At 70.7% G+C, this 18897-nt stretch carries 25 protein-coding genes; 14 read left to right on the forward strand and 11 right to left on the reverse strand.

The genetic code is table 11. The features are described 5' to 3' along the window. Nucleotides 1-121: transposase (locus ACZ50K_RS34795; RefSeq protein WP_468910986.1), on the reverse strand; the 121-nt coding region annotated here is incomplete at its 3' end. Nucleotides 122-331: 210 nt separating this feature from the next. Between ACZ50K_RS34795 and ACZ50K_RS34800 the strand changes: the two genes are divergently transcribed. After that, nucleotides 332-1168 (forward strand): WD40 repeat domain-containing protein, encoded by an 837-nt coding sequence (locus ACZ50K_RS34800; RefSeq protein ID WP_468910889.1) that lies wholly within the window; start codon nt 332-334, stop codon nt 1166-1168. Between the two features lie 197 nt (nt 1169-1365). Here the strand turns inward: ACZ50K_RS34800 and ACZ50K_RS34805 are convergent, their stop codons facing one another. After that, nucleotides 1366-1491 (reverse strand): hypothetical protein, encoded by a 126-nt coding sequence (locus ACZ50K_RS34805; protein ID WP_468910892.1) that lies wholly within the window; start codon nt 1489-1491, stop codon nt 1366-1368. 152 nt (nt 1492-1643) lie between these two features. Here ACZ50K_RS34805 and ACZ50K_RS34810 point away from each other — a divergent pair, with 152 nt between their 5' ends. Together ACZ50K_RS34810 and ACZ50K_RS34815 are read left to right on the forward strand one after the other, a co-directional pair. Continuing rightward, nucleotides 1644-2489: a hypothetical protein gene (locus ACZ50K_RS34810; protein ID WP_468910894.1), complete on the forward strand. Its 846-nt coding sequence runs from the start codon at nt 1644-1646 to the stop codon at nt 2487-2489. Between the two features lie 176 nt (nt 2490-2665). Continuing rightward, nucleotides 2666-3070, forward strand: a complete 405-nt coding sequence (locus ACZ50K_RS34815; RefSeq protein WP_468910897.1) for a squamosa promoter-binding protein 15 — start codon at nt 2666-2668, stop codon at nt 3068-3070. A 149-nt stretch (nt 3071-3219) separates the two neighbouring features. Here the strand turns inward: ACZ50K_RS34815 and ACZ50K_RS34820 are convergent, their stop codons facing one another. Together ACZ50K_RS34820 and ACZ50K_RS34825 are read right to left on the reverse strand one after the other, a co-directional pair. After that, a complete protein-coding gene (locus tag ACZ50K_RS34820; protein WP_468910900.1) occupies nt 3220-3630 on the reverse strand; it encodes a hypothetical protein in 411 nt (136 codons plus the stop codon). Further along, nucleotides 3627-3842 (reverse strand): hypothetical protein, encoded by a 216-nt coding sequence (locus ACZ50K_RS34825; RefSeq protein WP_468910901.1) that lies wholly within the window; start codon nt 3840-3842, stop codon nt 3627-3629. The genes ACZ50K_RS34820 and ACZ50K_RS34825 overlap by 4 nt, the downstream gene beginning before the upstream one ends. A gap of 113 nt (nt 3843-3955) precedes the next feature. Between ACZ50K_RS34825 and ACZ50K_RS34830 the strand changes: the two genes are divergently transcribed. Then, nucleotides 3956-5062 (forward strand): helix-turn-helix domain-containing protein, encoded by a 1107-nt coding sequence (locus ACZ50K_RS34830; RefSeq protein WP_468910902.1) that lies wholly within the window; start codon nt 3956-3958, stop codon nt 5060-5062. 89 nt (nt 5063-5151) lie between these two features. Next, nucleotides 5152-5724: a hypothetical protein gene (locus tag ACZ50K_RS34835; RefSeq protein WP_468910903.1), complete on the forward strand. Its 573-nt coding sequence runs from the start codon at nt 5152-5154 to the stop codon at nt 5722-5724. Between the two features lie 68 nt (nt 5725-5792). On the opposite strand, the gene ACZ50K_RS34840 is transcribed toward ACZ50K_RS34835, so the two are convergent. Beyond that, a complete protein-coding gene (locus ACZ50K_RS34840) occupies nt 5793-5969 on the reverse strand; it encodes a hypothetical protein (RefSeq protein WP_468910904.1) in 177 nt (58 codons plus the stop codon). Between the two features lie 53 nt (nt 5970-6022). After that, nucleotides 6023-6256, reverse strand: a complete 234-nt coding sequence (locus ACZ50K_RS34845) for a hypothetical protein (RefSeq protein ID WP_468910905.1) — start codon at nt 6254-6256, stop codon at nt 6023-6025. Between the two features lie 356 nt (nt 6257-6612). On the opposite strand from ACZ50K_RS34845, the gene ACZ50K_RS34850 reads away from it, so the two are divergent. Continuing rightward, nucleotides 6613-7731: an IS630 family transposase gene (locus ACZ50K_RS34850; protein WP_468910906.1), complete on the forward strand. Its 1119-nt coding sequence runs from the start codon at nt 6613-6615 to the stop codon at nt 7729-7731. 1389 nt (nt 7732-9120) lie between these two features. Here ACZ50K_RS34850 and ACZ50K_RS34855 read toward each other — a convergent pair. Further along, complete coding sequence (locus tag ACZ50K_RS34855) at nt 9121-9987, reverse strand: hypothetical protein (protein ID WP_468910907.1); 867 nt, start codon at nt 9985-9987, stop codon at nt 9121-9123. Between the two features lie 232 nt (nt 9988-10219). Between ACZ50K_RS34855 and ACZ50K_RS34860 the strand changes: the two genes are divergently transcribed. Beyond that, entirely contained in the window at nt 10220-10783 is a 564-nt protein-coding gene (locus ACZ50K_RS34860; protein WP_468910909.1) for a hypothetical protein, read from the forward strand. A 69-nt stretch (nt 10784-10852) separates the two neighbouring features. Here the strand turns inward: ACZ50K_RS34860 and ACZ50K_RS34865 are convergent, their stop codons facing one another. Beyond that, nucleotides 10853-11305, reverse strand: a complete 453-nt coding sequence (locus tag ACZ50K_RS34865; RefSeq protein ID WP_468910910.1) for a hypothetical protein — start codon at nt 11303-11305, stop codon at nt 10853-10855. Nucleotides 11306-11735: 430 nt separating this feature from the next. On the opposite strand from ACZ50K_RS34865, the gene ACZ50K_RS34870 reads away from it, so the two are divergent. The 3 genes from ACZ50K_RS34870 to ACZ50K_RS34880 all read left to right on the forward strand — a co-directional run bounded on the left by ACZ50K_RS34870 (nt 11736) and on the right by ACZ50K_RS34880 (nt 13813). Further along, nucleotides 11736-12065: a DUF6233 domain-containing protein gene (locus ACZ50K_RS34870; RefSeq protein ID WP_468910911.1), complete on the forward strand. Its 330-nt coding sequence runs from the start codon at nt 11736-11738 to the stop codon at nt 12063-12065. Between the two features lie 23 nt (nt 12066-12088). Beyond that, the gene (locus ACZ50K_RS34875; RefSeq protein WP_468910913.1) at nt 12089-12316 is read left to right on the forward strand and encodes a hypothetical protein; all 228 of its coding nucleotides are present in this window, start codon (nt 12089-12091) and stop codon (nt 12314-12316) included. Between the two features lie 621 nt (nt 12317-12937). Continuing rightward, nucleotides 12938-13813: an IS5 family transposase gene (locus ACZ50K_RS34880; protein WP_468910914.1), complete on the forward strand. Its 876-nt coding sequence runs from the start codon at nt 12938-12940 to the stop codon at nt 13811-13813. 4 nt (nt 13814-13817) lie between these two features. Here ACZ50K_RS34880 and ACZ50K_RS34885 read toward each other — a convergent pair whose 3' ends face one another. Beyond that, nucleotides 13818-14177, reverse strand: coding sequence for a hypothetical protein (locus ACZ50K_RS34885; RefSeq protein WP_468910916.1), 360 nt, complete (start codon nt 14175-14177; stop codon nt 13818-13820). A gap of 155 nt (nt 14178-14332) precedes the next feature. On the opposite strand from ACZ50K_RS34885, the gene ACZ50K_RS34890 reads away from it, so the two are divergent. Both ACZ50K_RS34890 and ACZ50K_RS34895 read left to right on the forward strand, forming a co-directional pair. Further along, complete coding sequence (locus tag ACZ50K_RS34890; protein WP_468910918.1) at nt 14333-15190, forward strand: hypothetical protein; 858 nt, start codon at nt 14333-14335, stop codon at nt 15188-15190. A gap of 82 nt (nt 15191-15272) precedes the next feature. Then, entirely contained in the window at nt 15273-16460 is a 1188-nt protein-coding gene (locus ACZ50K_RS34895) for a hypothetical protein (RefSeq protein ID WP_468910920.1), read from the forward strand. 188 nt (nt 16461-16648) lie between these two features. On the opposite strand, the gene ACZ50K_RS34900 is transcribed toward ACZ50K_RS34895, so the two are convergent. Together ACZ50K_RS34900 and ACZ50K_RS34905 are read right to left on the reverse strand one after the other, a co-directional pair. Then, nucleotides 16649-16996: a hypothetical protein gene (locus ACZ50K_RS34900; RefSeq protein ID WP_468910922.1), complete on the reverse strand. Its 348-nt coding sequence runs from the start codon at nt 16994-16996 to the stop codon at nt 16649-16651. A gap of 104 nt (nt 16997-17100) precedes the next feature. Beyond that, a complete protein-coding gene (locus ACZ50K_RS34905) occupies nt 17101-17997 on the reverse strand; it encodes a hypothetical protein (RefSeq protein ID WP_468910924.1) in 897 nt (298 codons plus the stop codon). 127 nt (nt 17998-18124) lie between these two features. Here ACZ50K_RS34905 and ACZ50K_RS34910 point away from each other — a divergent pair, with 127 nt between their 5' ends. Continuing rightward, nucleotides 18125-18304 (forward strand): hypothetical protein, encoded by a 180-nt coding sequence (locus tag ACZ50K_RS34910; RefSeq protein ID WP_468910925.1) that lies wholly within the window; start codon nt 18125-18127, stop codon nt 18302-18304. A gap of 14 nt (nt 18305-18318) precedes the next feature. Beyond that, entirely contained in the window at nt 18319-18891 is a 573-nt protein-coding gene (locus ACZ50K_RS34915; protein ID WP_401893085.1) for an HD domain-containing protein, read from the forward strand. Nucleotides 18892-18897: the final 6 nt, after the last annotated feature.

The raw sequence follows: 18897 nt of genomic DNA on the forward strand, positions 1-18897 counted from the left end.
CCCGCCAGCGGATCCCGTCGATCAACCGCCGCCGGCACACCGACGGCCTGCCCAACCCCGCGACCGGCAACAACGGCCCCAGCACCGCCCACTGGTCATCTGAAAGATCCCCTCGCCCCACACAGAGATCATCGCGGCGCGAGGCGAGACACGGACCCCAGTTCTAAAACACGACCTAGCCGCCGCCGTTTACCGCACCAGTCTCCACCTCCACCACAACGCCACCCCCCGGCAACGCCGCCAGGTCCTCGCTCTCGACGCCGCTCGCGCCGGCGCCCATCACCTCCACCAGGAACTCGCCGACCGCATCCGACCCGGCACCTGGACTCCTGTGTGGGCCACCGGAAGCACCTTCAACCCCGCCCTCCGCGACACACTGTCCGGCCACACAAGCGCCGTCAGCGCGGTGACATGCACCGTCCTCGACGGCCGACCCGTCGCCGTCACCAGCAGCTGGGACAGGACCGTGCGGGTCTGGGACCTGACCACCGGCCTCCCCATCGGCGAACCCCTCACCGGCCACACCAACGGCGTTGGCGCGGTGGCATGCACCGTTCTCGGCGCTCGGCCTGTCGCCGTCACCGGCAGCTGGGACGACACCGTGCGGGTCTGGGACCTGACCACCGGCCTCCCCGTCGGCGAACCCCTCACCGGCCACACCGACACCGTCAACGCGGTGGCGTGCACGGTCCTCGACGGCCGGCCTGTCGCCGTCACCAGCAGCTGGGACAGGACCGTGCGGATCTGGGACCTGACCACCAGCCTCCCCATCGGCGAACCCCTCACCAGCCACACCAGCACCGTGGAGGCGGTGGCCTGCACCGTCCTCGACGGCCGGCCCATCGCCGTCACCGGCAGCCAGGACGCCACCGTGCGGATCTGGGACCTGACCACCGGCCTCCCCATCGGCGAACCCCTCACCAGCCACACCTACACCGTGTACGCGGTGGCGTGCACCGTCCTCGACGGCCGGCCCATCGCCGCCACTGGCAGCGCGGACGGCACCGTGTGGATCTGGGACCTGACCACCCGTCGAGTCATCGCACGACTCCTCAGTGATCATCCGCGGAGCATCGCGTTCAGCACCAACGGCGATTTGGCCATCGCCTTCCACCAGGACATTGCCCTCTACCGCCTCCAGCCGCACAATCACGTAGCACGCCACTGACTAGTGGAAGGACGGACCTGTCAGCGCCGTGGTGGCACAGAAGGGCGCCGGCCGGTCAGTTCGTGCGCGTGGTCCATCAAGGCGATGCCGGCGCCGGGCGAGGGGCCCACGGCCGTGACGGCCAGGACCTGTTCGTGGAGGCCAGCCAGGCCGGATCCATACTGCATGGCGGGGCTGCCGGTAAGGGTGTACCACTCCTAGGCGCTGGTGTACTGGACGCTCACCGCGGCGGTCCCGTCGCCGAGGTCGCTGGTGGCCACGGTCAGGTCCCCGGTGATCACGCCGACCTCGTCGGTCATCACCCCGCCCGGACCTGCCTTCACGAACCCGCCTTCTCGCGCATCCCGCTCGGCCGGGCCGCACGAGAACCGGCCCGACGTCACCAGTTCCAGACACCTGCCCGCGGGCCGCCCACGCAGCCGTCGGCAGCGGTGGAGGATGATCGTTATGGCGGATCAACGGGTGAGGGAGAGCGATGCGGAACACGGCTGACGAGGAATGGGCAGAACTGCTGCTCCAGCCCGCGAAAGAGCTTCTGCCGGCCGAGTCGGATCTGTCCGAGGCCACCTGGAGGGCGGCGCTCACCGCGCTCGGCAAGGCCGGCCGGTCCTGCCTGCCACGGACCCTGCCCGCCAGCCCGAGCGCCCTGGTGGTGACGTGGCCGGCCCGCAGCGTGTTCGCGCCCCTCCTGGAAGCCTGCCGGGTCTTCGCCGAGAACGGCGGAAAGGAAGCCGCCGAAGACGCCGCCCAGGCCGCGCGGACGCTGAAAGCGCTGACGACCGTGCCGCACTTGCGGCACTACCGGGAGCCCGCCCCGCCGCCGGGCAGCGACCCCGTGGCCGTGTTCGCGCACGAGCGGACCGGGATGGAGGGCAACGGGTTCTTGGCGGTGTCGGTGGCCGAGCTGACGGCGGCCACCGGGCAGGAACGCACCCGGGGCTTCCTCACCCCCGCCGGGGCGGCCGGCCCGGACACGTACGCGGTGGTGTGGGACGCATTCTCCGCCCCCGGCCTGGTCCTCGGCGGAGTCCACACCGCCTACACCGACCCCGAGTTCGGGACCACGCTCCTCCACCAGAACCTCCACACCGCCACCCGGGCACTCAACCCCGGCCCCGCGACATGGAGTGGCCGTAGCGGCCCTCCCCCGGCCCCGGTACAGCTACCGGTTCCAGCGGGTCGGCCATGCAGCCAGCGACCGCACCACCGCGGTGCCGACTACCGACCGCAGGGCCGGGGAGCCTACTCGGGAGCGGCAGGGTACTTGGCGTGCCGGGCGGGTCCAGGCGCCGGGACGGGCGGGAGACAGGCCGGGTGGTAAACCCCGCACCCCCACAGACACAGACCGGATCCGGCTTCACGGGCGCCTCCCCCGCCGGCCGCCGGTGCCGGCCCGTTCCCTCACACCTCACGCGCTGACCAACAGCCAGCCCGCCGAACAGCCACGAGCCCGGGTCCGCCCAGGGGCCGGCTGACCGCTGCTGTACAACGATCACTATGAGCTGGGTGGCGAACGTGATGATCTCGATTGACGCGGCGGACAGCGCGAACGCAGAGGAACTGAGTGAGTGGTTGCGGACGGACGCGCCTCGTCGTGCTGACGGAGAGGGCCGCGGAGTGGGCTTCTTGGAGCCGCTGACGAGTCCTGGGACCCATCGCTGGGGCGGGTGGAAGAACCCGGAGTGCGAGGTGTGGGCGGGCGCTCTGAACCACGCCGATCTTGAGGCTCTTAAGCAGCGTGTGTTCGAGACGCAGTGGCGCGAGCCGAATATGGTGCAGCTCCTGGTGATGGATCAGGAGGAGGGGTTCTTCCGCTTGTGGATGATCAGGGGCGGGAAGCTGCGGCAGTTCGCACCGCTGGAACCGAACGAAGACGACGAAGGCTTCTATCGGAGTTGGTGAGGGGGGCCTGAAGCCGGCGCCGCACCAGCACCACGCGAAGCGGAACCGGAACCGGAACCCAAGTGAACCCCCTGGCGAACCGTCGAGCACGACGCGCCGTGAACCGTCGAGCAGCCTGCCCCGTCGCACTGCGGCACCGGCGGGCCGTCTCAGGCCGGAGAGGGGTAGGGCCGGTAGACGCGCTGCTGGCCCTCGGCGACGTGGACGGTGCCGTCGCGGAGGATGACCGTGCGGGTGGTGCCGCGCCGGTAGCGGAGGTCGGCGATCTGGACCACGGTCCCGCCGACCGGCAGCCAGTCACCCCGGCGGAGTTCGTTGGGCGGGCAGTCGAGCGGCGCCGTCCCCCGGGGCGCCTGCACCCGTCCCACGGTGTCGCCGGGGCGTGCCGGGTGCGGGGTGGTGGGGGTGCAGGCGGTGGTGCGGGCGATCCACTGGAAGCCGGCCGGGTTCTCCAGCCGGACCACCAGCGGGGAGGGGTAGAGGCCGATGACGTCGCCGACGGCCTGGCGGTCGTGGTCGAGGACCCTCTCCCCCATCCTCAGCCGGCGGCCGCCCGTCACCGGTGGCCTCCGGCGGCGCAGCGCTTCATGAGGACCTGCATGTCGGTGACCACCGTTCCACGGGACGGGCCGTCGGCGGCTTCCCGGCGGGCCGCGTACTCCTGGCAGCGCGAGCAGCCCTTGTCGGGCTTGATCCGGACCGGGGGGAACAGCTTGGCGGCCTCGCGGGCCGCGCGGCCGGTATCGGTGTCGGTGTCGGTGTGCTGCGCCATCAGGTTCCCTTCGGTGCTCGCCGGAACTCCTACCCTCCATCCCGGCCGGTACCTCCACCATCGGCCCGCGCAAAGTCGCCCGGCAGGGGCAAAAGCGGGGGCAGACTGGGGGGATGGACATCGGCGCACTGATCCGGGAGCTGCGGACCGCCCACGGCTGGTCTCAAGCCCGGCTGGCCGATGAGGTCAACGCGCTGCACGGGACCGGGCTGACCCGGGAGTACATCGCACGGTGGGAGCGCGGGAAGTGCGCGCCGCGTGCGTTCTACCTGGCGGCGCTGTCGCGGGTGCTGGATGTGCCCTTAGCCGTTCTGGAGGACCCGATGCTGCGCCGCGAGTTCCTCACCGACGTGGCGGGGACCGCCATAGCGCCGGTCGTCGCCTCGGACCTGCTGGCCCGGGGGTTCTCCGCCCGATTGTCCGGCGGGCCCACGGTGGAGGCGTGGGAGGCGAAGCTGGCCGCGTACGGCACCCAGTACATGTCCCTGGGGGCCGCCGATATCCAACGGCGGGTGGCGGGGGAACTCGTCGTGGTCCAGCAGCAGCTGGACCAGCCGCGGTTGTGGTCGGCGGCGGCCCGGCTGATGACCCTGTACGCCAAGACGCTGCCCGGGTCCGACGGGGCGTCGGCCGTGCGCTGGTACCGGATGGCCGCGGCCGCCGCCGACCAGTCCGGGGATCCGGATGTACGGGTGTGGGTGCGGGGCCGGGCCGCCATCGCCCTCGGGTACGAGGGCGCGGCGCTGGGGGTGGCCGATGTGCTCGGGGACCAGGCCCTTGCCCTAGCCGACGGCCGGCCTTCCCTGGGGCTGCTGAACGCGATCTACGGCAAGGCGCACGCGGCAGCGCTGCGGGGCGACCGGGCCACCGCGCTGGCACTCGACACCGAGGGGCAGCGGGTGTTCGACCGGGCCGGCTCGTACGAGCAGACCTCGGACTACGCGGTGCCGTGGTGGCGGCTGAACGTGTTCCGGTCCCTGCTCCTGGCCCGACTCGGCAACGAACCCGCCGCCACCCACGCCCAGGATCAGGCCCTCGCCGAACTCCCCTCCAGCCTGCCCCGCTTCGCCACCCACCTGGACTTGCACCGGGGGCTGATGCTGGCCCGGTCCGGCGACCGGGCCGGGGGCATCGCGCAGGCCTCCGCCGCGATGGCCGCGCTCCCGCCCGACAAGCACAGCCTGACCTTGCGGATGCTGGTCGAGGAAATCCGGGCCTGAGCATCGCCTCACCCGCGAGGGTGAGGGCGACACAGCGGTGAACCGTCACTGCACACCGGGCCGGGACCAGCTCCGGCACGGTGGGCACCATGAACCGCTCCCTGCTCCCCGTGCTCCTGGTCGTGCTGCTCGCCACGGGATGCGTGCACGTCCCCGCCACCGGCACCGGCCGCGACGGGGGCAGCCCGGGCGCCACCGCGCCGAGTCCAGCCGGGACCCGGCCCGCCCTGGGCGGCACCACGGGCGGGAGCGGCACACGGCCGCTGACCCGCATGCCCGTCCCCGCCCAACCCGGGCCGGCGGCATCGCCGGTTCGGCCCGCGGACCAGTCGGCCGGGACGGGCACCACCACGGCCGAGCAGCACCCGGCCGGGCGCGACGGGGCGCAGCGGCGGGCCGAGGCCCGGCCGGGTCCCGTGGCCGTGCGGGGGGACCGGCCGCCCCGGCGGTCGACGGTCCCGACCCGGCGCAGCGCGACGGTCAAGCCCCGGGTGAAGACCCGGCCGAAGGCCTCGCCCGTGCGGCGGCCGGTCCGGCGGATCCCGTCTGCCCCGGCCGCGCCCCGGCCCCGGCCGGTCGACATGGGGCAGCTGTGCCGGCAGGCCCACGGCGTCACCAGTGCCGCGGTCGCGCAGCTCTGCCACGGCACCTACGGCCGGTAGCCCGACCGTCGGCAGTCACCACGGCCGCCCAGCCAACGGGGGCGGACCTACTGTCCCCGCCGGGCCTTCTACGCGGCCATCGACCGCACTACCCCGGTCTCCACCACCGGGTCGGCGACCCCGACGACGGGATCCGGCATGGCCGGCCAGGGCTTCGCGTGCTTCGCCGGGCCCGGCACCGGGGGCGCCGGCAGACAGGTCGGGTAGTAGATCCCGCACCGCCCGCACAGGGGAGTCCTGTACATGGCAACGCGGGACATCTTGGTCGCCTACAGCGACGGCCGGGGCGGAAGCTGATTCAGAACAGTGCGAGTTCCCCGCCGGCCGCCGGTTGGGCGTCCTCGAACATCGGCAGCAGCAGGTCCGAGCCAGCCGGGATCAGGCGTCCCGAGGCGATGCAGGAGATCGGCGGGAGGCCGTGACGGCGGTTCTGCGGTCCCGGCGGGTCGTGCCGGGCCAGATGGCGCGTGTCCGGGCTGACGGCGACGGGGCGGCGGCAGGCGGGGCAGGTGATGCGGGGCCATGCGGGCATGACGAAGTCCCCTTCGTTGAAGGTGTGTTGGGGGAGTTGCGTCCCCGAGAACCGGGGTGTGTTTGCAGAGTAGGAGCGTCGACTGAGCGTGGCCACCAGCGGCTGAAATCGCACCGGGGAACTGCATCCCAGCAGGTCACACTCAAGGAAACTCAAAGAAACTCAACGGAACAGACGAATCGGGTCGAGATAGCTCTAGAAGGATCGAGAAAGCTCTAGGCCAATGACGCCGAATTTGGCCGGATCGAGTCAGATGCCCACGACGGACTCGCTAGTGCTGTGACCGCATAGGTTCACCGGGTTGCTCGTTGTGCTGGTTGGAAGCGATGCCGCTTCCTACCAGCAGGGGAGGCGGGATGGCACCACCGGTCAGGGTCCGGAGGCTGACGGAGCAGGAGGGACAGAAGCTCCAGCAGATCATTCGGTGGGGCAGCACGAGCTCGGTTCGGTTCCGGCGGGCGATGATGCTGCTGGCCTCGGCCGGCGGCAGCACGGTCCCGGTGATCGCGTGTCTGGTCCAGGCAGACGAGGACACCGTCCGTGACGTGGTTCACCGCTTCAACGAGATCGGGCTCGCATGCCTTAACCCTCAGTGGGCGGGAGGCCGTCCCCGCCTGCTGAGCAGTGACGACGAGGACTTCGTCATCCAGACGGCCACGACCCGCCCGACCGTGCTGGGCAAGCCCTTCACCCGCTGGTCGGTCCGCAAACTGGTCGATCACTTATGCAGGAACATGGCCAGGCCCGTTCGGATCGGCCGGGAGGCCCTGCGGTGCTTACTGGCCCGCCGCGGGATCACCTTCCAGCGGACGAAGACCTGGAAGGAATCCCCGGACCCGGCATTCGACGCCAAGCTGGAAAGGATCGAGTACGCGCTCAACGAGCGCCCTGACCGCACGTTCGCCTTCGACGAGTTCGGGCCGCTGGGCATCCGCCCCACCGCCGGCTCCTGCTGGCAGAAGCAGGGCAGCCCCGACCGGCTGCCTGCCACCTACCGCCGCACCCATGGCATCACCTACTTCCACGGCTGCTATTCGGTCGGGGACGACAAGCTCTGGGGTGTCAACCGCCGCCGCAAGGGCATCGACCACACCTGGTCCGCCCTGCGGTCGATCCGAGCCGCCCGACCGGACGGCGCCCCGATCTACGTGATCCTCGACAACCTCTCCGCCCACCTGAACTGGAAGATCCGCAGGTGGGCGACAAAGAACAAGGTCGAGCTGTGCTTCACACCCACCTACGCGTCCTGGGCCAACCCCATCGAAGCCCATTTCGGACCGCTACGGCAGTTCACCCTCGCCAACTCGAACCATCCGAACCACACCGTCCAGACTCGGGCCCTGCACACCTACCTGCGCTGGCGGAACAAGAACGCCCGCCACCCCGACGTCCTGGCCGCCCAACGACGCGAACGCGCCCGCATTCGCAGCGAACGAGGCATCCGCTGGGGCGGACGGCCACTGAAGGCGGCCTGACCCTCCGCGGACGGCAGGGTCACACACTCTCAGCGTCGGCCGGGCGTCGGTGGCCGCAGTCGATCTCGTTGCCGGCAACATCCGTGACATATCCGTGGACCCCGTTGAAATGCACCGTTACCGAACCTGGCCGGTAGTCCACCTGGAAGGGCTCGTTGCCGAGTGTCGTCCCAGGCCAGGGATCGCCTTCGGAGGAAGCGACCGTCCAAACGACAAAGGTCTCACCCGGACGCAGCCAGTGATCGCTCCCGTAACACTCCAGGACCAACTCCAACAGCTCAGCACCGTTGTTCCGAACCCGTAGCCGTGCCACCGGCGCATCCTGCGCTGTCACTGTTCCTCCATCACCAACCGACCCGCCTGTCGCAGCAGAGTACGCAGGTGTCCTCTCAGCAGAACCGGCGAACCTTTCCGGTCACAGCACTAGGGAGCGCCCTTTCGGACACCACGAACATCCCTTCTGGAGGGCGGAGCGGAGGGTGCCCTCGGAGTTCGAGGTGTGAGTGGAGCGTATGACCGGCGGGGCAGCATGGCGAGCGTCCACCGCGGAAACCGGCAATGGGGGCGTTGTTGCAGGTGAAAGGCTACGCAAGGTCTCGCAAGAGGACATGAGTGCCAACCAGTGGCTAACTATGGCTAACTTCCGCGAGGTCATCAGGGGCCAAGTTGGCTGGATCGCGTCGTAGGTCGCTGTCGGCCCGTGCGGGCGGGATTTAAGGCATGGCGGAAACCCCTCCCACGGGGGCGTGTCCGGTGTGTGGAGTCGGCCCGTTCGGAGCCGGTGAAGCGAGAGTAGGGCGGCTATCCGTCGGTGGCGAGTGGTGCCCGCCGAAACCCGCCATGACCTGCACGTACTCAGACTGCGCGAGAGCGTAGGCAGAGTGCGCGAGACGGTATTCAGAGTGCTGGCAGAGTGCTGCCGGAGTGCCGTGGAGGAGTACGGAGGGGGTCGGACGAGTTGGCTTGTTCCCTTCCTCTGAGAGGAGTCTGGCACGGCGGTCGGTCGCGGCGAAGAAGCTCGGTTCCGTCTCGGCCAGGTAGGTGCCGGTGAGTTCCAGTGAGAACGGGTGAGTCTCGCCGAGGTAACCCGAGGAACTCCGAGGAATCCGGGCAATCAGGACGGCCGGATGTCGTCCTCGGCCGACGGGAGGCCCCGCCACCCGCCTGCACGAATACCGCTCCATGACAGTGCAATCGCCCCGATCCTGGCTGCGGATGCCCGTCAACGAGATCCGGGCCTGATCAGGGAGAACACCCCGCGGAACCCCTAGCGCTTGACTAGCCGTTGACTAGCACCACGCCCAGCAGAACGTCTAGCACGACGTCGCGTGCGACCCCTAGCGGAACGGCTAGAGAAACGGCTGGACGCCTAGGGATCGAACCCCCGCGTCACTGCGGTACCACGACCTTCCCCCGGGCCAGGAGCCACTCCACCACCGGGCCACGGTCGAACTCCGGGCGCATCGGGGTCCCGGTGGCCGGGGCCGGGAAGTCGGGGTGGGTGCGGCGCCATCCGGCTGCGGTGGACGGTGCCACCCCGGCGATCCGGGCGACTTCGGCCAGGCCCACCCGGTCCGCCCCCGGGCCGAGGGGGGCCAGCCGGGCCAGTGGGGAGCGGCGGCCGGGGCCGGTGGCCCGCACGGCCTCCCAGTCGACTTCGGGGTGGGCGACCTCCAGGAGGGCGACGTCCTCGGCGCTGTAGAGCGGGACGGTGGCGGTGCCGCCCCGGGCGCGGCCGTAGTCGACCTCGGCCGTGCCCACGGGAGCGATCAGACCGAGGCGGACCACGTGCTCGAAGTCGGCGCGGCGCACCCCGAGGCGGCGGGCGGCCTGGTCCGGGCCGAGGGGCACATGCCGGTCCAGGAGCGCGGGCAGGTCCCGGCGGCGGGCGAGTGCGGCCACCTGCTCCGGGTGCACCTGGGGGAACTCCCGCTCACCGGCGAGCCAGACCAGCAGCCCGGCCCCCACCAGATGCCCGACGGCGGACGCGGTCACCGGGGGCCGCATCGGCGGCAACGGCTCCCCCAGCGCCCGCGTCAGCCGCTGTGCTGCCCAGCCGGCACCGGCCGGGCCCCGCAGCGCGGCCCGGACCGCCTCCCGGTCCGCGGCCTCCACCACCGCCCGCGACCACCGCCCCGGGCCCGCATCCGCCGGTGGGACCAGGCCCGACCCGGCCGCCCACCGCCAGGCCGCCACCGGCACCCGCAACCGGCCCGCCGCCCCGGACTCGTCGTACACCCCACGCACCGAACGCACCACGGAACACACTCCAATCACACACCAGACGGCCCGGACGGGCCGTGCCGGAAAGATGACGAAAGATCCCGATTGATGTCAATAGGCGTTAACTGGCGGCCAGTTGGGGGCGCTCCGCACACATCGCGTACGTGCACGCGAGGAGCGCGGTTCACCCCGGCGGGTGAGCGGCGCGACGCGGTGAACCGTCACTGCACCCCGGCGACCGGGTCGGCTGCGGGACGGTGGGGGCATGCGCCGCGCCACCGTCCCCGTGCTCCTGGTCCTCCTGCTCGCCACCGGCTGTGTGACCGTCCCGGCCGACTCGGACCCGGGTCAGACCCCGGGTCCGGCGGCCGGGCGTGCCGCCGCCGAACCACCCGCCCCGCGCCCCCGGCCTGCCCTCGGCTCGGTCGGGAACCCGGCCGCCCTGCCGCTGTCCCTGATGCCGCAGCCGGACGCCCCGGCAGCCCATGCCGAGCACCCGCCCGCGCCCCCGGCCCCCGCGGCCGGCTCCGCACGGGACCGTGCGCAGCGTCCGGCCGCCGCCCCGCCCACACCCGGTCCGGGAGCGCGGCCGTCCCGGCCGCACCGCCACCGGACCACCGCCCCCGCCCGGCACGCCCCGGCAGCCAAGCCGCGCGTGAAGACCCGCCCGAAGGCCAAGCCGAAGGCCTCCCGCCCGGTGCGGCGGGCACCGGCCCGGCCCACCGCACCGCGTCCCCGCACCGTCGACATGGCGCAGCTATGCCGGGACTCCCACGGGGTCACCGGACCGGCGGTCAGCCGGCTGTGTCACGGCACCTACGGCACGTGACCAGCTCCGCCCACGTGTGACTGAGCGTCGTAGTTGGCCAGCGTGGCCAACCGGGTGCTCAGCTACGAGTCAGTGGAACCAGACGACGAGGCGTACGTTCTCGGCTCCGTGGATCTCGCTGAGGATGCGCATGACGCTCCAGACCCGGCCCCAGTCGGTATCGGCCCCTGCGGCTGAGGCGCGGGTTCGTGCGCCTGAGGCGTTGGTTTCCTGCCAGTCCGTGGTGTCCAGCTCGGCCCAGGTCAGCCACGTAGTCCCGTATACGTCGTGGGGGCCACCGTAGCCGGCGAACTCAGCTCGCAGCCCATCCGAGGCGTCGTCCGGGAAGCCACGATCTTCGGCCAAGGGCCGGAAGCCGTAGGAGTTGCGGATCCCGAAGAGGCAGGCCAGCCCGTCGTAGGCGTTGCCCCTGTTGAGGAGGAACAGATCGATGCCGACCTCCCATACGGAGTCCTCGTCGTCGGGGCCCCACAGGCGGGCCCCTGGCCGGCATTCGATCATTCCGCTGACGTCGGTCGACATGGAGAGATCCTGCCTGCGCAGGTCAGGAGCCTGCACCTCCATTTCCCGGGCTCGCCCGTTACCGGGCGAGCCTCTGGCCCGGCCCGCTTTGCGCGGCTCCGGTCAACTAGAACGCTCAGTAGCCAACTACAACGCTCAGTCACACCACGGCTGCGCGGGAGGGTGCGTCCCACTTCCCGAATAAATCGAACAGGTGATCTGCTGAAGGTATCCCCGTACCGAGGAGCAGTCCCATGACCTCCCCCACCGCACCGACTCCCGCCCCCGCCGCTTCCGCCGCCTCACGGCCGGAGGTCGCCACCTGGGCGCCGTCCCAAACCGGACCTTGCTGCCGCTGCCACCAGCCCACCTGCCGCTACGGGGTCAGGGCGTCACCCCTGTGCGCGGCGTGCCGCCGTCTGCTCCAGGACCGGGCCGGGGACTGACGGACGTGTCCGTGCTCCCTCCGAACGGGCCCCGGCTCCAGGTCCTCGCCACCTACCTCCGCGGGGAGCTGCACCGCGTCGAACAGGCCCTGGCGGCCGCGGAGCGGCAGGCCGAGGAGGAGTCCCGGCGGCCGCCGCCGGAGCCGCCCGAGTGGCTGGTGGAGCGCGGCATCGCCCAGGGAAAGCCCGCCGTCCGGGTCCACCGCGGGGACTGCTGGGACACCGGGCACCGCTGCACCCCCGCGACCGCCCAGCAGGTCCGCACGCTCCTCGCCCAGGGCGTCACCAGCTGCATCCACTGCCGGCCCGACACCGCCCTCGGAATGCTGGAGTGAACCCGGCCGGGCACGGTGGAGGGATGACCGGCCACCCACCCGTGACCATCGACCCGCCCGACGCCGACGGCGGCCGCCGGGTCCGCGTCGGCGGGGAAGTCCTCGGCCGCGCCCGGAACCCCGGCGATCTGTTGGAGTTCCTGCGCCGGGCCGGCCTGGACCCCGACGACGTCAGCCTCAACGACCGGGCGCTCATCGAATGGCGCGGCGGCGGGCCCGCCGTCTGGAGGCCCGACCCGGGCGCCGCGTGAACCGGCGTGCGGACAGCGCAAGTTGGGGCGGCCCGGCGGTACTGCCCCCAGATGCTGGGCACCGGACCTCGCCCGCGCACGCCATATCGGCACGGGCTGACCCGACCCTACCCACCCCGACCACCGGCACCCCCAGGGGGGACGGCCCGCGCCCGGATCAGCCGGCGGCCGACAGGACCGGACGACCGATGTGGTGGTGCTCGACCTCCACCCCGTACTCCCGATCCCACGACTCCCAGACCAGCCGTGCCACGGCCTCCGCGACAACCACGGACCGGTGGCGGCCGCCCTTTCTCTCGCCTATTCCGAGTTGTTGCCGAACATCAATCGATCACGGGTCGTCTGTAGCTCCCCACGCCAAGCCGGTTTAGGGACGTGCGACCGTGCACTGCATCTGTCCAATGAGCACTGGACTTGTCGCGCTGGGTATTCGAGTTGGCGGGCGGGTTGGCCCTCGTCGAGGCTGAGTGGGTGGGGTCACAGACGGCGTGCGCGCTGGACCGAAAGGGTTTGGCACGGGGGCCACACATCGACGATGATCACCTCATGACCACCAGAAAGGGCCATGCCTTCTAGGCCGTGTATCGAAAGTCGATCTTGGGCTGTGAATGATCACGGTTCATGGGTCGGGGAGATCTCACAGACGAACAGTGGGCAATGCTGGAGCCGTTGCTGCCGAGGGGGACGAAGGCGGGGCGGCCACCGGTCTGGCCCCGGCGGCAGCTGATCGACGGCATACGGTTCCGGGTCCGGACCGGTGTTCCGTGGCGGGACGTGCCCGTCGAGTACGGACCGTGGAACCGGGTCTACGACCTGTTCCGCCGATGGCAGCGGAACGGCATCTGGCACCGCATTCTTACCCGCCTCCAGTCCCTGGCCGACGCGAAGGGGGCGATCGTGTGGGACCTGAATGTCGACTCCACGGTCTGCCGCGCCCACCAGCATGCGGCCGGAGCCCGAAGGCAGGGTGACTTGCAGAAGGAACCACCGGGCGGTGTCCATGAAGAGCCCGGAGATCACGGGCTGGGGCGGTCGCGCGGCGGGTTCACCACCAAGCTGCACCTGGCCGTCGAGCAGGGCCAGAAGCCCATGGCGATCGTGGTGACCGCCGGGCAGCGCGGGGACTCGCCGCAGTTCGAACCCGTCCTAGCAAAGGTCCGTGTGCCCCGCATCGGGCCGGGCCGGCCACGCGTCCGCCCCCACCGGGTCCGCGCGGACAAGGCGTACGCCTCCCGCAAGAACCGTGCTTACCTGCGCCGCCGCGGGATTCGCTGCACCATTCCCGACAAGGCCGACCAGGCCCGCAACCGCCAAAAACTCGGACCCCGCGGTGGCCGGCCACCGCGCTTCGACCCGATCGACTATCGCCAGCGGCACGCGGTGGAGTGCGGGATCAACCGCCTCAAGAGACACCGGGCGGTCGCCATGCGATACGACAAGCTCGCCGTCCGCTACGAGGCGACAGTCCTGGTCGCGGCGATCAACGAGTGGCTGTAATCCTTCACTGAAAAGGTATGGGGGCCCACGGCAACGCCTCCCGCCATCCCTGCCGATCGTGAGCCCAGTCCATCATCACCTGGGCGGTGGGCTCTTCCGGGCCGAACACTTCATGGAGCCTTGCGACGTGGGCCTGGTAGTGCTTGTCTGCACTGCCTTCGCGGTACTCGACCTGGTAGCTGAGGTCGTCGTTCAGGTACACCTGAATGTAGTGCTGATCCACAGGCTCCAGATCGAGCCTTTCCAGGATTACAAACCGGTGGGACAGGTTCATCTCGGACAGCAGGTCGTGCAGAGCCTCCTCGGTCGGATCGTCCACGATACGACCGCCCGCTTCAACTGCACGCAGCACTGGCTTCAGCATGCACGCGACTGTACCGACCCACAGGATTCAGCTGCCCAGCAGTGCACTTCCGCAACAGGCCCTAGGCGGCCCGCTTCGCTCTCCACCGCTCGCGCACCGCCACCGTTCACCGCAGCGCCCGAACGCCGTGACCGCCCACCCAGGAGAGCCCGCCCGTGCAGAAGACTGCCCTCGTTCCCTATGCCCACCTTCCCCGAGCGCACCACGCCCACCACGTCCTGACCAGCACCGTCGACGTCTTCGGCACCGCCCACTGGCTGCTTGCCGACCGCGCTCCGCAGCCCGGCGGCGATGCCCTGCCCTTCGACGCGCTGGTCGTCTCCGTACATCCGGGCGGCGACGTCGAACTCACCGAGCTGAGCGCCGTGCGGGCCCGCTGGCCGCACCTGGACCGTCTGCCTGACGGCGGGTTCGTCGTCGCAGCATCCCGCGCCCGCCGGTACGAGGACGCGGACCAGGTCCAGGTCTTCGACGCGCTCGGCCGCGAGGCCTCCTCCTTCTCCGTCGGGGACGCCATCGAGCACATGCTCGTGGACGAGGCCGGCCACATCTGGGTCGGGCACTTCGACGAAAACCCGGCCGGAATCCGCCGCTGGAGCCCCACAGGCCACATCTACTGGACGTCCGACGGCGCAAGCATCCCTGGCCTCTTCGACTGCTACGCCCTGAACGTGTCGGGCACTACCGCCTGGGCGTGCACGTACACCGACTTCCCGCTCGTCGAGATACGCCCCGACCGGCCCGTGAGAGTGTGGCCGAACCAGGTACGGGGCGCCAAGGCAGTGGCCATCCACGGCGAGCGGGTCGCGTTCTACGGCGGCTACGGCGAGGAGGTGGACCGGCTCACCCGCGGAGAGCTCACCGAAGCATCCGTCGAGCCAACGGACGTCGGCCTGCTCACCCTGCCCGACGGCCACCTGCCCGGCCGCCGCCGCGCCGTCAGCCGAGGAAGCAGGATCTACGTCCAGGCCGAGCCGTTCACCGCGTGGGGCGTGGTTGACCTCAGCAGCTGAGCCCCGAAAGGCGAGACATGCGGCAAGATGCGGACGCATGCCTCTCTCATCGCGTTTCACCATGCCGGGCCAGGTCCGGGCTGTGGCCACATCCGACCCCTCTGGGCCACTGACCGTGACCGGCTACGGTCCGAATCCGCTGGCGACCGTCATCACGAGGGTCGACCTTTCAGGCAAGGTGGAGTGGCAGCGGACCTACCCCGGGACAGGCAAGCCGCAATCCCGTCTGGCCACGGACGGCGCGCTGTGGCTCGCCTACCCAGACCGCGACGGTCAGCTCCTGGAAGGCGTTCTGCCGGACGGTTCCACTGGGCCCACCGCCCGCCCGGAGTGCCGCGCCGATGAGGAGATCGGCGCATTCGTCCTCCTCGACGACGGGTTCGTCATTTCCTGGGTCAGCGGCTCCCGCATGGTCCGTAGGGAACGAAGCCGACCCACCTCTGTACCGGAGCCTCGCGTGGCCCGGTACACGAGAGAGGGGGAGTGCCTCTGGTCCACGCCGATTGCGCTCGGTGCGGTCTCGTTCCCGGGTGTGGTGGAGATGGGAGACCGGACCGGATGGGAGATCCGGCCGCGTAGACCTTGGGTCCCGGAGGAGATCGGCATTGATCACTGGGAGCCACTGCTCGTATCGGCCGACCGGATCGCAGCCAGTTTCACCGACACACGGGGTGGCATCGGAAGGACGTTCTTCCTCGACCTGGACAGTGGCGCGACCATCTCGGTCACCGCTCCCGCTCCCACAGGCCGAAAGGCGATAGCTGGCCCTGGCCAGTTCCTGCTCGGATCCCAGGGTTACGGTGCCTTCACGACCGGCCGTTTCGGCCGGGACGGCGTCGAAACCGCACGCTGGGCCAGCCATGGGGCAATGCTCGTCGTCAAGAACGGCGGCGTCTGCGGCCCGGAGCTCGAAAACGGCCTGCCTTCGCGATCACGCTTCCGGCGGCTCGCACCGGACAACAGCCTTGTGGACGGGCCGCCACTGACGGGTTACTACACGTCCTACCCCGCGATGGACTGCGAGGGAACCGCGGTGTTCTGGCGAGACGGCAAGCTGCTCGCTGTGGACACGGATCTCGCCGGACACGAGCTATTCGCCATGGATGACAGCCGAGCGGTTATCGGTCGTGCGCTACTGCTGAGCGAAGGCAGTGTCGTCGTCTCCCTGGACAACGAGGTCCTGGTCTTCCGTACACCGCTGGGGTCCCTGGCCGAGGGTCCCTGGCCGTGCGGGGATGCCAACCTCAGGGGCAATCCTCTCCTGAGCTGAAACTGCCTGCGTGACGGCGGAGGAGACTGAAGCTGAGCATGGAGCTGGCAGGACGGGTCGACTACAAGACTCGTTCGCAGGACGCGCTCAACAACCATCGGGGGGTGAGCACCGGCGCCCCGGCCCGCCCGCGGTGTGGCATCTGGAGTTCGTACCGCGGCGGCAGGAGGGGGGTCGGGCATGACCGGCTACGCCGCCTCGGCGGGGGCCGGCCGGGTCTGCCGCTTGAGGTCCATGCGGGCCGCGACGAGGTCCTGGTCCTCGTAGGTCCCCCAGTGATGGTGCGCGGCGACTTTGATGGCCAGTTCTCGGATCTCGGTCCACAGGGTGTCCGCGGTCGTCTTTTGTTCTTCGGTCCAGCCGGGGCTGTCGGGGACGTCGCCGCGGTGGGAGTACCGCTGGCCGCGTGGCCAGCCCGGCATCGGCTCGACACTCCATGGCAGACCGGTCACGTGGGCCCGGTACTCGGCGTGGGCCTGGTGGAGGCGTTCCTGGAGGGCGAGGAGGTCCGGGGGGAAGGCGATGCTTTCACTCACCCTTGGATCGTAAACCTGTTCGATTTTGGTTGGCGAGTCGCCGCACCGCCCAGTCCCCCGGACGGCCCGCGACGTGCAGCATCGAGCCGTGACCGCGCAGCGCTTCAGTGGCGGGCGAGGTCCCTGTGGGCCCGGTCGGCTGCGGCCCGGGCTGCCTTCGCTTCCCGGGCCGCCTCCCGGTGCCGGAGCGCGGCGGTATCCGCCGCCTTGCTCAGGCGTGCGTGTTCCTTCTGCGCCTGAGCAAGGCGCTCCTGCGTTTCAGTGATCTCTTCTTCGAGGCGGCCCACTGCTGTGCGGGCCTCGACCAGGCCGGCCTCGGCCTCCGCGAGTGCGTCCTGCGCTTGCCGTGCCTTCGCTTCAGCGGCCTCCGCCGCCGCCCGGGCCTGCTCTGCTTCGGCGGCCCTCGCCTTCTCCCGGGCCGCGTGGTCCTTGCCGGAGCCGGAGGGGCCCTGGCGGTCGTTGCGATCAGACGCTCCGGTGACCGTCCTCGCCTTCGACGTACGCACCGTGCCGGATTCCGTCTCCAGGTCGGTGAAGCCGACGGCCTTTGGCGGGGCCGCCGTCAGGATGCCGCGCTCCCACTGGCCGGCGGCACCGGCGTTGGCGAGCAGGAGGTGGAGGAGCTGTTCGACCTCGTGCTGCACCGTCTCGGTCAGCGGCTGGCCGGCCTCGGCTGCCAGGGCGCGGGCCTGGCGGGCCATCGCGGCGGTCACCAGGTGCTGCTGGTGGGAGAGCTCGCGCAGCTGTGGCCCGGCCAGCTGCCGGTGTGCCTGCCGCAGGCCCTCTCCCAGCTCCAGGAGCCGGTGGGCCTGCGCGGGGTCGGAGCGGGCCAGGAGGTTAGCCGCCCACACCGCCAGGGTGGGCCGCTTCAGCGCGGTGATCTCCCTCGCCCCGGCAGCGTCCCCGTCCTTGCGGACCTTGGCGACCAGGGCGTTGCGGGCGGCGGTGAACTCCTGCGGGCGCAGCCCGTACAGCTCGCTCACCACCGCGGAGTCGACCACAGCCCCACTCTCACCCCGCCGGCCGCGTCCCGCATCACGCGACTCGGCGGTCGGCCTCAGCCCCGTCATCGGGCCGCGTAGGGGCTGTCCCCGGTGTGGGCGGGCGTCACCCGGCCAGAGACCGAGCATGTCGAGGAGCTGGCTGTGGGCACTGCTGACCGCCTTCCCGTGGCTGCCGCAGGCAGCCGGACCGCTCACGGGGCCACTGCACGAGCAGGCCGGCCAACTCCTTGATGGGACGGCGCTGTCGGCGAGATCCCGGCGCGAACTCGCCCACGTCCACTACGTTTTCGATCACAACCGCTGACACCGGAGGACCGCATGGCCGACGACACCACCCAGGGCACCGCGAGCTTCATCTCCGAGATGGGCGTGCTCAAGCGCGTCGCACGGACCGGCTGGTGGTTCACCGGCAACAAGGCCCCCGAGTCCGTGGCGGAGCACTCCTTCCGTGTCGGGGTGATCGGCTCGGTGCTCGCCATGATGGAGGGCGTCGACCCGGCCCGGGTCGCCTTGATGTGCCTGTTCCACGACAGCCAGGAGACGCGGGTCGGGGACATCCCGCACATCGGCCGGAAGTACATCAAGGCCGCCCCGAATGGCGAGGTGACCGCCGACCAGGTCGCCAACGCCCACCCGGCCGTACGCACCGGCGTCCAGAGCGCCGTCGACGAGTACGAGGCCGGCGAGACCCCGGAAGCGATCGTCGCCCGCGACGCCGACAAACTCGAATGCCTCGTCCAGGCCGTCGAGTACCGGGAGCAGGGCTACAGCCTCACCCAGAACTGGATCGACACCAGCCTCGCCTCCCTCAAGACCCCGTCCGCGAAAGCCCTCGCCGACGCCGCGCTGAGCATGGACTCACTCCAGTGGCAGAAGAACTTCCTGCCCTAACCCACC

The sequence above is a fragment of the Streptomyces sp. NPDC033845 genome, from assembly GCF_055576225.1.

Excerpts from the sequence above, each read along its gene's own strand:
- ACZ50K_RS34860 (WP_468910909.1), top strand. The coding sequence starts at position 10,220 with ATGCGCCGCGCCACCGTCCCCGTGCTCCTGGTCCTCCTGCTCGCCACC.
- ACZ50K_RS34815 (WP_468910897.1), top strand. The coding sequence starts at position 2,666 with ATGAGCTGGGTGGCGAACGTGATGATCTCGATTGACGCGGCGGACAGC.
- ACZ50K_RS34830 (WP_468910902.1), top strand. The coding sequence starts at position 3,956 with ATGGACATCGGCGCACTGATCCGGGAGCTGCGGACCGCCCACGGCTGG.
- ACZ50K_RS34880 (WP_468910914.1), top strand. The coding sequence starts at position 12,938 with ATGGGTCGGGGAGATCTCACAGACGAACAGTGGGCAATGCTGGAGCCG.
- ACZ50K_RS34810 (WP_468910894.1), top strand. The coding sequence starts at position 1,644 with ATGCGGAACACGGCTGACGAGGAATGGGCAGAACTGCTGCTCCAGCCC.
- ACZ50K_RS34910 (WP_468910925.1), top strand. The coding sequence starts at position 18,125 with ATGTCGAGGAGCTGGCTGTGGGCACTGCTGACCGCCTTCCCGTGGCTG.
- ACZ50K_RS34885 (WP_468910916.1), bottom strand. The coding sequence starts at position 14,177 with ATGCTGAAGCCAGTGCTGCGTGCAGTTGAAGCGGGCGGTCGTATCGTG.
- ACZ50K_RS34835 (WP_468910903.1), top strand. The coding sequence starts at position 5,152 with ATGAACCGCTCCCTGCTCCCCGTGCTCCTGGTCGTGCTGCTCGCCACG.
- ACZ50K_RS34840 (WP_468910904.1), bottom strand. The coding sequence starts at position 5,969 with ATGTACAGGACTCCCCTGTGCGGGCGGTGCGGGATCTACTACCCGACC.
- ACZ50K_RS34850 (WP_468910906.1), top strand. The coding sequence starts at position 6,613 with ATGGCACCACCGGTCAGGGTCCGGAGGCTGACGGAGCAGGAGGGACAG.
- ACZ50K_RS34875 (WP_468910913.1), top strand. The coding sequence starts at position 12,089 with ATGACCGGCCACCCACCCGTGACCATCGACCCGCCCGACGCCGACGGC.
- ACZ50K_RS34915 (WP_401893085.1), top strand. The coding sequence starts at position 18,319 with ATGGCCGACGACACCACCCAGGGCACCGCGAGCTTCATCTCCGAGATG.
- ACZ50K_RS34845 (WP_468910905.1), bottom strand. The coding sequence starts at position 6,256 with ATGCCCGCATGGCCCCGCATCACCTGCCCCGCCTGCCGCCGCCCCGTC.
- ACZ50K_RS34865 (WP_468910910.1), bottom strand. The coding sequence starts at position 11,305 with ATGTCGACCGACGTCAGCGGAATGATCGAATGCCGGCCAGGGGCCCGC.
- ACZ50K_RS34825 (WP_468910901.1), bottom strand. The coding sequence starts at position 3,842 with ATGGCGCAGCACACCGACACCGACACCGATACCGGCCGCGCGGCCCGC.